This is a genomic window from Candidatus Baltobacteraceae bacterium (assembly GCA_035502855.1).
Taxonomy (GTDB): domain Bacteria; phylum Vulcanimicrobiota; class Vulcanimicrobiia; order Vulcanimicrobiales; family Vulcanimicrobiaceae; genus Aquilonibacter.
Genome location: DATJTX010000024.1, coordinates 56,871 through 69,999, shown reverse-complemented (window position 1 = coordinate 69,999; position 13,129 = coordinate 56,871). Strand labels below are relative to the sequence as shown.

Sequence of the window (13,129 nt, the reverse complement as noted above, 5' to 3'; positions counted from 1 at the left end):
AAGGTAGCATCCGGCATGGTTGGTATGCGCTTGTTACGGGTCACGTTCGCTCTGGCGTTCGCGACGGTCGGCCTTGCCGGGCTCGCGCGGGCGGCGTCCCCCACCAGTCCGGTGGTGATCGTACCGATCACCGGCATGGTCGACGACGGGATGGCGCATTTGGTGCAGCGATCGATCGCGCAGGCCGATAGCGAACATGCCGCGGCGGTCGTGCTCGACGTCAACAGCAACGGCGGGCTGGTCGAAGCGGCCGAGGATATCCGCGCCGCGATCTTCGCCGCGCACGAACCCGTCATCGCCTACGTCGAGCATCGCGCGTTTTCGGCCGCGTCGCTGATCACGCTTTCGACCTCGCATATCATGATGGCGCCGGGTTCCGTCATCGGGTCGGCCGAACCGCATCCCACCGACCCCGAAACCATCTCGGCGCTCAAGTCGCTCTTCGTCTCGACCGCGCAGCGCAACCATCGTCCCGCCAAACTCGCCGCGGCGTTCGTCGATAAGAACATCGACGTGCCCGATTATAAGACGCCGGGAACGATCCTGACGCTCTCGGCCCAGGACGCGGTGAAGACGGGCATGGCCGACGCCATCGAACCCTCGCTCGACGCGGCGCTCGCCTCGGAGCGTCTCGCCGGCGATCCGCGGCAAACGACCGCCTATACCTGGGGCGAAGAGTTGGCGCGCTTTGCCAACACGCCCGAAATAAGCGGCCTGTTGCTGACCATCGGCATGTTGGGTCTGATTCTCGAGATGCAGACGATGCACGGCATCGCCGGTACGATCGGCGTCGGCGCGCTCGCGCTCTTCTTCGGAACGCACGTGGAGGCCGGGTTCTCGAACGGCCTCGTGATCGCGCTCGCGATCGCCGGGCTGATCGGCATCTTGTGGGAACTGCACGTCGTCCCCGGTCACGGCGTTCCGGGCATATTGGGCGGCCTCGCCTTGCTCGCCGCCGTCTTGCTCGCCTTTGGAATTCCGTTCTTTTTCATCGCGGTCGAGACGTTCTCGACGGCGATAATCATGACCGCGATCTGCTTTGCGCTGCTGACGCGGGTCTTTCCCGAGAACGCGTGGATGCGCCGTTTGGCGTTGGTGGACGCGCAAGGCGCAGACTATGTGACGAGCAGCGATTTCAAGTCGCTGCTCGGCAAAACGGGTGTTGCCGCTTCCTATCTGCGCCCCGCGGGTGTTGCGCAGATCGACGGCAAACGCGTCGACGTACTGACCGAGGGAGAATTCATTGCGGCGGGAACGCCCATCCGCGTAACGCGCGTCGAAGGCGCGCGAGTATTCGTAGAGCCGGTAACACTACCCGACTACCGATGAGAGAGGTTTGAATAGCGTGGGGCTCGCAACCGCCGGTGTGGTGATCGTTTTTTTCGTCGCGATCATCCTGTTCTTCGTCTTCCTGTATTACTTTCCGATTGGAACATGGATCCGCACGATCGCGGCCGGCGTGCCGCTGGGCATCATCACCTTGGTGCGGATGCGCCTGATCGGCATTCCGCCCAGCGTCATCGTCGCGAACTACGTGCGTGCACGCAAGGCCGGCCTCAACCTCACGGTCGATCAGATGCAGTCGCACTTTCTGGCCGGCGGCAACGTCGAGAACGTCACGCTGGCGATGATCGCCGCACAGCGCGCGCAGATTCCGCTGGATTGGCAGCGCGCCGCAGCGATCGATTTGGCCGGTCGTAACGTCGTCGAAGCGCTGCAGACTTCGGTCACCCCCAAGGTCATCGAAACGCCGACGTTCCAGGGCGTAGCGCAGAACGGCATTCAACTCAACGTCAAAGCGCGCGTGACCGTGCGCAGCAATCTCGACCGCTACGTCGGCGGCGCCGGCGAGCAAACGGTGATCGCGCGTGTCGGCGAAGGCGTCGTCGCCGCGGTCGGCGCGGCGATCGATCATAAGGAAGTGCTCGAATATCCGGACCGCATTTCGAAGACGGTGCTCGCCAAAGGGCTCGACGCCGGAACGGCGTTCGAGATCGTTTCGATCGACATCGCCGACGTCGACGTGGGTAAGAACATCGGCGCCGAACTGCAGACCTCGCAAGCCGACGCCGATCGTAAGATCGCCCAGGCGAAGGCCTCCGAGCGGCAGTATGCGGCGCAGGCTGCGGAGCAAGAGCAGAAGGCCGAAACGCAGGCGATGCGGGTCAAAGTCGTCGCCGCCGAAGCCGCGATTCCGCTCGCGATCGCAGACGCGTTCAAGAGCGGCAACCTCGGCGTGATGGATTATTACCGCCTGAAGAATCTGCAGGCGGATACCGGCATGCGCGACGCGATCGGCGGCAGCGTCGAAGGCGGTCCGCCGCCGGATGCCGGCCAGACGCAGCCGCCCAGATAGGGACGGATCGTGCACGGCATCGGCGCGCTCATCTGGATCGCCATCGTATTGATCGGGGTGATCTCGAGCATTCGTAAGAACGTGCGGGGCGCGCGCGGGCGCGCCGCACCGCAACCGCAGACGGCGGCGCCGTCCTCGCGTCCGCCGGCGCCTCGTCCGGCACCCCCGCCGCGCCCGGCACCCCCGCCGCGCCCGGCAACGCCGCCGCCGGCCCGGATGGTCATACCGGCGCAGCCATTTGAGATGCCGCCGGTCGACGCGCCGCCATCCCCATCGGAGCCGCCGCTTCACGTTCCGCCGCGGATTGGAACCTCGCCGATCCGTGGTATGTTCGGAGGAAGCGCGACGCTCGTGCGGGCGATCGTCGCCGCAGAAGTTCTCGGCTCACCAAAAGCGTTTCAGGAGCAATCGATCTGGAGTCCACGTCACAGCGAACCGTCGATCTAAGCGATCTCGAAGATCGCGTCCGCCTTTTCGGACAACTCGATCAAAATCTCTCCGCACTCGAAGAGCGGTTACGGGTGAGCGTTCGCGCCGACGGCGACCGCCTGTTTCTCGCCGGGACCTCCGCCAACGTCGAGCGTGCCGAGCAGGCGGTGCGGCGCATGCTGGACGCGGCACTCGAGGGCGCGCAAATCACGCCGGATGACGTGGCGCTCGCGATCGCCGATGCGGGCGAGGGCAGCAACGGGCGGGCGATTCCGCCCACGCTGATCCGCAGCGCGCGCGGAAAAGAGGTCCGTCCGAAGACGGCTGGGCAACGCGCGTTCGTGCAATCGATCGAGAACAATCCGCTCACGATCGGCATCGGTCCCGCCGGTACCGGAAAAACGTTCCTTGCCGTCGTGATGGCGGTACGCGCGCTCAAAAACCGCGAGATCTCGCGCGTGATTCTCTCGCGTCCGGCGGTCGAAGCCGGCGAGAAGTTGGGATTCCTGCCGGGCGACTTGCGCGAGAAAGTCGATCCGTATCTGCGTCCGCTCTACGATTCGCTCGAAGACCTGCTCGATCTCGCATTGGTGGCGAAGTACCTCGAGCGCGGGACGATCGAAGTCGCGCCGCTCGCCTACATGCGCGGCCGCACGTTGAACGATGCCTTCGTGATCCTCGACGAGGCCCAAAACGCAACCGCGGCGCAGCTCAAGATGTTTCTCACGCGCTTGGGCGCCGGGTCGAAGATGGTGATCAACGGCGACGTGACGCAGATCGATCTGCCTGCGGGCCAGCGCAGCGGCTTGCGCGACGCGGCGCGTCGTCTCGGCGACCTTGCGGAGGTCGGCGTAATCGAATTGAACGAAACCGACGTCGTCCGCCATCCGCTCGTGTCCAAGATCATCCGCGCCTACGCGGATCAACCTTGATTTATTTTCGAAACGAGGTGCGCGCCAGCGGGGTAAACGCGCGCGCGCTCAAGGCCGCGATGCGCAAATTGCTGGCGAGCGTCGATGAAAACGATTCGGCGATCTCGCTCACGCTCGTCGACGACGAGCGCATCGCCCAGCTCAACAAGGAGCACCTCGGCAAAGACAAGGCGACCGACGTTCTTTCGTTCCCGCTTCACGATCCGCGCGAAGGCCGTCCCAAGCCCGCGGCATCCCCGCAACCCGAGCATTTGCTGGGCGACATCGTGATCAGTATCGATACGGCGCGACGGCAAGCCGCCGATTACGGTGCGCCGCTCGAACGCGAGATCGAACGGCTGATGATCCATGGATTGCTGCATGTCCTCGGTCACGATCACATGCAGACGGAAGAACGCGCGGCGATGGAAGCCGAGGAACGCCGCCTGGCTGCGGCGATCGGCATGCCGTGGCCCTTCGACGAGACCTAGCCCGTGCGGTTTTGGCGTTCGTTCAACCACGCGTTTGCCGGCATCATGTATGCCGCCCGGACGCAGCCGAACATGCGCGCCCACCTGATCATCGCCCTCTTGGTACTTTTGGCGGCGATGATCTTGCGGATCGGGCGCGATTACGTGATCGACCTGGTGATCATCATCGCGGTCGTGCTCGCGCTCGAGCTGGTGAACACGGCGGTCGAGGCGATCGTCGACTTGCTCACCGTTACCCACCATCCCCTCGCCAAAACGGCGAAGGACGCCGCGGCCGGGGCCGTCCTCATCGCCTCGATCGCGGCGCTCATCGTCGGCTACCTGGTGTTCTATCAGGGCTTGATCAACGGCGGCCAGCGCGTCTACGAGGCGGTCGCGAACGTGCCCAGCAACATCGCCTTCGTCGTGCTCGCGGCGGTGGCGATCGTTACGATCTTCGCCAAGGCCTGGGTCGGGCGCGGCTCCGCCTTGCAAGGTGGAGCGATCTCGGGCCATGCGGCGCTGGCCTTTGCGGCGGCAACCCTGCTGGCGTTCCTCTACCAGCGGCCGCTGGCGGGGCTCCTCGCCTATTTCGTGGCCTTCCTGGTGGCCCAGAGCCGGGTCGAGGCGAAGATCCATACCACCGCCGAAGTGGCGGCCGGGTCGGTCCTGGGGATCGTGGTCGCCTTAGCGATCTACCTGCTTGCGAGGTCCCACCTTGCGATATAACGGGTACCCGATGCACCACCTGGAAGGTGGTGCAAAGGTTTTTAGCCCAGGATGGGCGGTACCGCGCAGCGGTAAAAAACCGATGTGTTATAATGGCGCCGTTTTGAATAGCGACCCCGACCGAAGTAGTCTGCGGTGACGCCGGTCCATCCGAGCGGGCTCGAAATCACGGCCCTGATCGTCTTGGTGCTCTGCTCGGCCTTCTTTTCGGCTTCCGAAACGGCCCTGGTGGCGGTTTCGCGGGTTCGTGCGCGGGCGCTCGAAGAACGCCATCTGCGCGGGGCCGCGAGCCTGGTCAAGCTCGTCGACGACAAGAGTCAGGTCCTTACCTCGATCCTGATCGGCAATACGATCGCGCTGCTCGCCGCCGACTCGCTCGCGACCACGATTGCGATCGACATGGGTCTGGCGCAAGCCGCGATCTGGTCGACGGTCGTGATGGCGGTCGTGCTGCTGCTCTTCGGTGAGATCATTCCGAAGACGCTGGCCGCCGGCAACAGCGACCGCTGGCTGCTGCAGCTCGGGCGGGTGATGCGGGTGGTCGCGACCGTGCTCGGGCCGATCAGCAACGCCTTCATCTTCGTCGCAAACGTGATCCTGCGGATCTTCGGCGTGCGCGTGACGCATCAGATCTACATTACCGAAGAAGACATTCGCGCGGTCGTCAACGTGGGCGCCGAGCAGCGCGTCATCGAAGAAGAAGAGCGCGAGATGATCCACTCGGTCATCGAATTCGGCGATACGATCGTCCGTGAGGTGATGACGCCGCGTCCGGAAATCGTCGCCGTTTCGATCGACGACTCGCCGCGCCGCGCGCTCGACCTCGTGATCGCCGAGGGGTATTCGAAGTTACCCGTCTACCAAGAATCCAAAGACGACATCGTCGGCGTCGTGCACGATCGCGAGCTTTTGATCGCGCTCGCCAACGGCGCGCTCTCGCAGGTGAGCCTGCGTTCGTTGATGCGTCCGGTTTCGCATGTTCCGGAAACCAAGAAGATCGCCGAACTCCTGCGCGAGATGCAGCGCGACAAGTTTTCGATGTCGATCGTGGTCGACGAATACGGCGGAACGGCGGGACTGGTGACGATGGAGGATCTGCTCGAAGAGATCGTCGGTGAGATCCGCGACGAGCATGACATCGACGAACAAGAACCGATCCACCTAGTCTCGGACGCGGAAGCGGTGGTGGAGGCGGGCACGAATATCGAAGACGTAAACGAAAAGCTCGGCACTCATCTGCCGACCGAGGATTTCGAAACGATCGGCGGCTACATCGTCGGGCTCTTCGGCCGTCTCCCGCGCGAGGGAGAGGAGATCGAGGCCGACGCGCGCACGCGTTTGAAGGTCGAGCGCACGCGCGGCCGGCGGATTCTCTCGGTGCGCATCTTCACCAGTCCCAATGGCGTGGTCCCCGGTGGGGAAGAGGTGCATGTCGACGATCTTGCTCGGTGAATATGAGGCGCTGCTCTCCGCTGCACGCGAAGTGCGTGAACGCGCCTACGCGCCGTATTCGAAATTTCGGGTCGGGGCCGCGCTCGATACCGGTGACGGTGCGGTGTTCCTGGGGTGCAACGTCGAGAACGCGAGCTACGGCCTCTCGATCTGCGCCGAGCGCGCGGCGGTGGCATCGGCCGTAACCGCAGGCTTTCGCAACTTCACGGCGATCGCAATCGCCGGTCCCGACGGTGTGCTCACCAGCCCCTGCGGCGCATGCCGGCAAGTGCTGGCCGAATTCAATCCGGCGATGACGGTGATCTTCACGGCGCCCGACGGGCCGGTTGCCGCCACGCTCGAGGAGCTGCTTCCCCATTCCTTCGGCCCGTTCGTATAAGACGCGCGGCATCGTGCTGCGCGCCAGGCCGCTGGGCGAAGCCGATCGCATCATCCGCCTGTATACCACCGACCGCGGAAAACTCGACGCGGTGGCGAAAGGCGTGCGCCGTGCCAAAAGCCATTTCGCCGGCAGGCTCGAGTTCGGCAACGAATGCGATCTACAGATGCATCAAGGGCGTTCGCTCGACGTCATCGTCGGCGCCGACATCGTGCATGCCCCGTGGGAGCGTCTGGTCGAGCCGGACCGGTTTGCGACCGCGCAACTGGCGGCCGAATTGATCGACGCATTCTGTGAACCCGAGCTCGCGATGCCCGACGTGTACGAACTGCTCGCCGGGGTGTTGCGCGCCATCGCCGCCAGCCAGGAGCCGCGCACGCTCGTGCCCCGCTTTTCACTGCGGCTGCTCTCCTCGCTCGGGATCGAGCCTCCGTTCGAGCGGTGCGTGCGCTGCGGCAAACCGCTCGATGGCCCGCGTGTTTGGGTCGATCCGCAGAACGGCGGACTCATCGGCGCATCGTGCCGCGAATCCTGGCGCGATCTGATCGAACTCGACGAGGTCGACGTTCGCAATCTCGCCGACCTCGGCGCACCGCGCGGCGCGGCGCGTGCGAGCGTGCATGCACGCCCGCGCGTGGCCGCAGCCATCGCGGAGATCGTGACGCATCACCTGGGCAGAAAGCCCAAGGCCGCGTCATAGGCATCTTGGCACTCGACGTCGGCAGCAAACGGATCGGTCTCGCGATCGCCGATCCGACGCAGAGCTTCGCTTTGCCGCTCGGCACGATCGAACGCAGCAATCTGCGCGCCGATCTGGCGCAGATCGCGGAGTACGTCGAATCGTACGACGTGCGCGAACTGGTTGTCGGCGATCCGGTTGCGCTCTCCGGCGAGCGCGGAATCGCAGCGGAAAAAATGGATGCGTTCGTCGAAGCCCTTCGCCGCGTGTTCGCCGGAACGATTCATCGTGTCGACGAACGGATGACGACGGCGCAGGTGACCAAGACGCTCATTGCCGCCGACGTTTCGCGCAAGCGGCGCAAGGAAGTCGTCGACAAGATGGCGGCTGCACTGATCCTCGAGACCTTTCTTGCGCGCCGCCGGAACGCATGACGCAGCGTTCGAAGATACTCGGCGCGCTGGTGGCGCTGGTCGTGATCCTGGGGCTCGGCGCGGTGGGCGCCTGGTCGGCGTTGGTCTATCTGGATCGTTCGCATCCGACGGAAAAAACCGACGTGATCGTGCCGCCCGGTGCATCCTTTTCCGACATCGCAGCGCTGCTGGAAGAGCGCGGCGTGATCGGCAACTCGTTCGCGTTTCGCATTCTTGCGCGCCTGCGTCATGCGGACGTCGAAGTGCGAGCGGGTGCGTATGCGTTCGCGCCGCACGCCACCGCCGCCGAAATCTTGGAGCAACTCGTGACCGGCGGCGCGCAGATCGCGACGTGGGTTACGATCCCCGAAGGGTATCGCGACAGTCAGATCGCGCACCGGCTCGCGGCGGAGGGAGTTGGGGCTGCCGAGGCTTTCGAGCGCTCGTTCCGTACGACGAGTCTGGACGTCGACGGCACGCGAACCCGCGGCCTCGAGGGCTTCTTGTTTCCGAGCACCTATCTCGTACCGCTGGACGCGACGCCGGCGCAGGTCGCGCGCCAGCTCACCGACCAGTTCTTCAAAGAGCTACCTTCCGATGCTGCGCAGCGGGCGCGGGCGCTGCACGTGACCGTACCGCAGGCAGTGACGGTGGCATCGTTGGTCGAACGCGAGGCCAAGATCGATGCCGATCGCCCGCTCATCGCCGCCGTTATCTACAACCGGCTGCGGCTGGGGATGCCCCTGCAAATCGACGCGACGATCGAGTATGCGTTGCCGCGCTACAAAAGCGAGCTTTCCCTGCACGATTTACAGGTCGATTCACCCTATAATACGTACCGGCATGACGGCTTGCCGCCGACCCCAATCGCCAACCCGGGCCTCCCCTCGCTGGAGGCTGCGCTTCACCCGGCGAAGACCGATGCGCTGTACTATGTCTATTGCGGTAATGGGCACCATGCCTTTGCGAGTACACTTGCCCAGCATCAAGCCAACGTCGCACGCTGCTTACATTAGATACTTAAGGAGCCAAGATGTCGTCCAACAACGGTGAAACCAGGAGCGGACCGCTCGAATTGAGCGAAGTGCTCTACATCGAAACCAAGGACGGCGGCGAGCTGCCGTTCGAGGTGGTGGGCATTCTCGAGGACCCCGACGACGGCACCTCCTATGCCGTGCTGATGCACGAGCCGCAAGACGAAGAAGCCGAGAGCGAATTCATCGTCACCGACCTCGAGGGCAATCTGCTCGAAGACGACGCGCTCGCACAGGAAATCCTCGATGAGTTTCTGGTCTTCGCCGAGGAGGCCGGCGACGAAGGCGGGGAGGCTCCCTAAATTCGAATACTCTTTCTCTCGGCGAGCGTCGGCGTCGGCCACCTTTCGGCGGCCAATGCCGTTTGCGCCGGGTTGCGCGAGATCGATCCATTCGCGCGCACCAACGTCGTCGATTCGTACGAGTATGCCGCGCTTGTCGTTTCGCGCGTGGTTTCCGACGGCTACCTGCAGATGGTCAAAACGATTCCGCAGATGTATCGTTACATCTACGATCGCGCCGAACGCGCGACCGAGGTCGGTCCGTTTCGAACTTGGGCTCATCAGTTCACCGCGAGCAATCTTCGCCGCGTGGTCCAGCGCGAGCGCCCCGATGCGATCGTGTGCACGCATGCATTCCCGAGCGGCGCGATGGCGGAATACAAGCGGCTGTACGGTGAGTGCCCGCCGGTCATCGGGATCGTGACCGACTTCGCGGTCCACGCGTTCTGGATCCACGACAATCTCGACGGTTACTGCGTGGCGACCGAAACAATGCGCGAGCTGATGATCGCGCGCGGCGTCTGTCCGGAACGGATTCTCGTGTGCGGCATTCCGGTGGACCCGCGCTTCGGTCAACCCTGCCAGTCGCGGGCCGCGATTCGCGAACGCCTCGGCATGCCGCCCGACCGGCAGATCGCGCTCGTGATGGGCGGCGGCCTCGGGATCGGCCCGCTCGAGCATATGCTGCGCGCCATGGAAAACGTGGGCACACCGATTGCGGCAATGGTAATCGCCGGACGTAATTCGCGCGTCGAACAGCGCGTGCTTGCCGCTGCCGAGAGCGTGAGCTATCCGGTGCGCGTGGTTCGCTTCGTGGACAACGTCTACGATTACATGCATGCAGCGGACGTGTTCGTCACCAAACCAGGTGGCCTCAGTACCGCGGAGGCGCTCGCCGCCCACGTTCCGATGGTTTTGTTTAAACCGCTGCCGGGACAGGAAGAACGAAATGTGCGTGTGCTTACGGAGTGGGGTGTCGCGCTGCGCGCGCGGCGCATCGACGATCTACCCGCGGCGCTTACCGCCGTTCTGACGGATTCGGCGCGCCGCGAGCGAATGGTTCAGGCGGCAGGGCGGCATGGGCGCCCGAATGCCGCACGTGAAGCCGCATCACTCATCTTTGGGCTTGCGACGGCAGCGAAGGAGGTTCCAGCGTGAAGCTCCCATCTTCCTCGACCTACGCGTTCTGGCTCTCGCTCCTGCGCATCTACGCCGGCGCGTTCTGGCTGATGCACGGCATCCCGAAATTCCTGAACAGCCAAGACTTCATGCCGCCCAACGGCATGATGGTGGAGTTCCTCAATACGCAGATCTCGCACGTAAGTGGTCCGTATCAGTCGTTCCTGATCCACGTCGTGCTGCCCAATGCATCGTTCTTCGCCGAGCTCGTGCGCTTGGGTGAAGTCGTGACCGGCGCATTGCTGCTGCTCGGATTTTATACGCGCCTGGGCGGATTGATCGGTATCTTGCTCGCGCTCAATTACATCTCGGCCAAGGGCGGCCTCGCACATCTGAGCGTGTGGTCCGGATTGGATTCCACCGCGCTGGTGCTCTCCGCCGTGAATTTGGTGCTCCCGACCGGCCGCATGCTCGGCGTCGACGGAATCCTCGCGCGCTTGCGGCACCACCGCAAAGCTGAACCGGCTGCCGTCTTTGTCGAGGAACCGCCGATGACCGGACCGAGCGCGCCGAGCCCGTAAGGCGGTGCCCGACGAGCGGCTGTTCGCGCACCCGCTGCACGAGGTGTTCAGCGCCGCGCGCCGCGCGATCCAAGAAGAGGCCGCCGCGATCCCTTGCAAGAGCGCCGATGACGCCTACCTGATACGCCGGATCCTGGAAGCGCACGCCGTTGCCCTTCCCGAGTTCGATGTGAAGGCGATTGCCGCCGATCTGGACGATCAGGGCGAGTACGCAACCTACGTTCACGAGATCAAGAACCCGCAGGCGTTTCATTGCCAGCCCACGAGCGCGGGAACGATCGAGCATGCCTACGAGGTTCACCTGACCGAGGATCGGATGACGCTCAAGTTTCGCGCCCATCTGCAACCGGGAGCGACCAGGCACATTCACGAGCAGATCGCCGGCGTGATCGCACGAAACGTAGCGAAGCTTCGCGAGGAAATACCGTCGCGAAACGCGTCGCTCGAGCCGGTAGCCGCAGCCGCCGTCGAGCAGCGCAAGCAGTTCTGCGAAGAGCTGGAACGCCGTCGAAGAGATTTGCTCTAAGGCCAGCGGTCCGTGAGACTATCCGATGCCATCGCGGCGTACGAGCGCGCGAACCTCGATGAACACGGTCCCTTGGCGACCGCCGGATTCTCGGCCTTTTATCGTTCGGGACAAGGCCTGGCGGTTTCGCGGATCGCGCCGGTAACCGAAGAGGGTAACGAGGAGGCCGCTGCGTTCTGCCGGCGCTTCCTCACGCAACTGGACGAACTCGACGGATCGGCTCTCGAGGGGCAAGAGCGCCTTTCGCTCGCCGTGCTCCGCTCGGCCATCGAGCGGCGCGAAGCAGCGAGCCGATATTATTGGTACGAACCGTGCGTTACGCCGTATCGCTCGTTTATCGGGACCTTTCGGAGCATCTTTCGCGCGTTCGACGTCGAGTCGGACGAAGCTCGAACGCGTTACCTCGCGGTCATCAGAGACGTCGGCCTTTACGCGCGGGCGGTACGAGCGAAGGTCGCCGGCCAAGTCGAGCGCGGGATCGTGCTTCCGCGACGCGCGATTCCTCCGATCGTCGCGCTGCATCGCGCCGCCGTCGACGCCGTGAGGAGCCCGTTTCTTCCGCCGCCCGAAAAATTGGCGGTTCTCGACGAGACGCTTCGTGCGCGCTTTTTGAACGATGCGCAAAATGCGATTCGTACAGAAGTCTCGCCCGCTCTCCAGGAATTGGCAGACGATCTCGCGGGGGCTTATCTTGCTGCGGCATCCGATACGATCGGGCAGTCATCGTACCCGGGCGGTGCCGGCTATTACGATTACCTCGTCCGCGCGAATACGACGCTCGATCTCGATGCGAAAACGATCCACGAGCGCGGTCTTTCGACCGTCGATGCGCTTCGCAACTCGATGGCCGAGCAGCGAGAGCGGCTCGGCTTTCGCGGCTCCGCGCCGGAGTTTCATTTCTCGCTTCGCCATGACGCGCGCTTCGTGCCGACCCGCGCCGAACAAATCGGTGACCGCCTAGAGCTGTTCGCACGGCGAGCCGATGACGTGATGCCGGCGCTGTTCTCGAAGAAACCGTCGGCGCCGTTCGGCGTAAAACGCTTGCCGCCCGATCTCGAGGGCGGGATGACGTTCGGGTATTACCAGCCCGGCGCAAAGGCCGGCGAAACCGGCTACTATATCTACAACGGCTCGAAGCTCGAAGAACGATCGCTCTTGAGCCTGGCGTCGCTTGCGTTGCACGAACTCGTTCCCGGTCACCACTACGAAATCAGCATTTCCCGGGAAAACGAATCGCTGCCGCGTTTTCGAGCGTTTCAATCGATCTCGACGTACATCGCCGCCTATCACGAAGGTTGGGCCGAATACGCAGCCGATCTCGGCAAGGAACTCGGAATTTACGAGGATCCGTACGACCTATACGGGCGCTACGCGCTCGACATCTTTATCTCGTCTCGTCTCGTCGTCGACACCGGCCTGAACGCTCTGGGATGGAGCCTCGAGCGTGCCGCCGAGTTCATGCGCACGAACACGCTGATGTCGGAAACGGAAATCGATTCGGAACTCTTGCGCTATGCAACGGACCTTCCGGCGCAGAGCCTGTCGTACAAGCTGGGCTCGCTGACCTTCGCCGACTTACGCGAAAAGGCACGTACACAACTCGGTTCGGCGTTTGACGTGCGCGCTTTCCACGAGCGGATCGTTCAAAACGGCGGCATGCCGCTCACCCTGGTCAAGGCGGAGATCGATCGGTTTATCGGCGGCGACCGGTAGAATCAAGCAAGCATGGTTTGGCATCGTCCTCGGCATCCGCCGTTGGTTTGAGCGTGT

16 protein-coding genes are annotated in these 13,129 nt (G+C 63.8%); all 16 read left to right on the top strand.

The features are described from left to right. Window positions 1-15: 15 nt before the first annotated feature. On the top strand, window positions 16-1,329 hold the full coding sequence (locus VMF11_09310) for an NfeD family protein (GenBank protein HTU70502.1): 1,314 nt from the start codon (window positions 16-18) through the stop codon (window positions 1,327-1,329). A 16-nt stretch (window positions 1,330-1,345) separates the two neighbouring features. Beyond that, window positions 1,346-2,356 carry a flotillin-like protein FloA gene (gene floA / locus VMF11_09305; GenBank protein HTU70501.1) on the top strand — a complete coding sequence of 337 codons (1,011 nt, stop codon included), beginning with the start codon at window positions 1,346-1,348 and terminating at the stop codon, window positions 2,354-2,356. 9 nt (window positions 2,357-2,365) lie between these two features. Continuing rightward, a complete protein-coding gene (locus VMF11_09300; protein ID HTU70500.1) occupies window positions 2,366-2,803 on the top strand; it encodes a hypothetical protein in 438 nt (145 codons plus the stop codon). A 74-nt stretch (window positions 2,804-2,877) separates the two neighbouring features. Then, complete coding sequence (locus tag VMF11_09295) at window positions 2,878-3,717, top strand: PhoH family protein (GenBank protein HTU70499.1); 840 nt, start codon at window positions 2,878-2,880, stop codon at window positions 3,715-3,717. Next, complete coding sequence (gene ybeY / locus VMF11_09290; protein HTU70498.1) at window positions 3,714-4,187, top strand: rRNA maturation RNase YbeY; 474 nt, start codon at window positions 3,714-3,716, stop codon at window positions 4,185-4,187. The genes VMF11_09295 and ybeY overlap by 4 nt, the downstream gene beginning before the upstream one ends. Window positions 4,188-4,190: 3 nt before the next feature. Continuing rightward, window positions 4,191-4,895 carry a diacylglycerol kinase gene (locus VMF11_09285; GenBank protein HTU70497.1) on the top strand — a complete coding sequence of 235 codons (705 nt, stop codon included), beginning with the start codon at window positions 4,191-4,193 and terminating at the stop codon, window positions 4,893-4,895. A gap of 135 nt (window positions 4,896-5,030) precedes the next feature. Continuing rightward, window positions 5,031-6,347 carry a hemolysin family protein gene (locus tag VMF11_09280; GenBank protein HTU70496.1) on the top strand — a complete coding sequence of 439 codons (1,317 nt, stop codon included), beginning with the start codon at window positions 5,031-5,033 and terminating at the stop codon, window positions 6,345-6,347. Beyond that, on the top strand, window positions 6,325-6,726 hold the full coding sequence (locus VMF11_09275) for a cytidine deaminase (GenBank protein ID HTU70495.1): 402 nt from the start codon (window positions 6,325-6,327) through the stop codon (window positions 6,724-6,726). Before VMF11_09280 ends, VMF11_09275 begins: the two co-directional genes overlap by 23 nt. Continuing rightward, window positions 6,674-7,426 (top strand): DNA repair protein RecO, encoded by a 753-nt coding sequence (gene recO / locus VMF11_09270; protein HTU70494.1) that lies wholly within the window; start codon window positions 6,674-6,676, stop codon window positions 7,424-7,426. Before VMF11_09275 ends, recO begins: the two co-directional genes overlap by 53 nt. A 5-nt stretch (window positions 7,427-7,431) precedes the next feature. Further along, a complete protein-coding gene (ruvX, locus tag VMF11_09265) occupies window positions 7,432-7,839 on the top strand; it encodes a Holliday junction resolvase RuvX (GenBank protein HTU70493.1) in 408 nt (135 codons plus the stop codon). Then, a complete protein-coding gene (gene mltG, locus VMF11_09260) occupies window positions 7,836-8,834 on the top strand; it encodes an endolytic transglycosylase MltG (protein HTU70492.1) in 999 nt (332 codons plus the stop codon). Before ruvX ends, mltG begins: the two co-directional genes overlap by 4 nt. A 17-nt stretch (window positions 8,835-8,851) precedes the next feature. After that, a complete protein-coding gene (locus VMF11_09255) occupies window positions 8,852-9,154 on the top strand; it encodes a hypothetical protein (protein ID HTU70491.1) in 303 nt (100 codons plus the stop codon). Further along, a complete protein-coding gene (locus tag VMF11_09250; protein ID HTU70490.1) occupies window positions 9,155-10,291 on the top strand; it encodes a glycosyltransferase in 1,137 nt (378 codons plus the stop codon). Next, on the top strand, window positions 10,288-10,833 hold the full coding sequence (locus tag VMF11_09245) for a TQO small subunit DoxD (GenBank protein HTU70489.1): 546 nt from the start codon (window positions 10,288-10,290) through the stop codon (window positions 10,831-10,833). Before VMF11_09250 ends, VMF11_09245 begins: the two co-directional genes overlap by 4 nt. 4 nt (window positions 10,834-10,837) lie before the next feature. After that, entirely contained in the window at window positions 10,838-11,359 is a 522-nt protein-coding gene (locus VMF11_09240) for a hypothetical protein (GenBank protein ID HTU70488.1), read from the top strand. A 12-nt stretch (window positions 11,360-11,371) separates the two neighbouring features. Continuing rightward, complete coding sequence (locus tag VMF11_09235; GenBank protein HTU70487.1) at window positions 11,372-13,072, top strand: DUF885 domain-containing protein; 1,701 nt, start codon at window positions 11,372-11,374, stop codon at window positions 13,070-13,072. Window positions 13,073-13,129: the final 57 nt, after the last annotated feature.

Coding starts and splice junctions, on each gene's coding strand:
- VMF11_09310 (HTU70502.1), top strand. CDS start 16: ATGGTTGGTATGCGCTTGTTACGGGTCACGTTCGCTCTGGCGTTCGCG.
- VMF11_09275 (HTU70495.1), top strand. CDS start 6,325: ATGTCGACGATCTTGCTCGGTGAATATGAGGCGCTGCTCTCCGCTGCA.
- VMF11_09255 (HTU70491.1), top strand. CDS start 8,852: ATGTCGTCCAACAACGGTGAAACCAGGAGCGGACCGCTCGAATTGAGC.
- mltG (HTU70492.1), top strand. CDS start 7,836: ATGACGCAGCGTTCGAAGATACTCGGCGCGCTGGTGGCGCTGGTCGTG.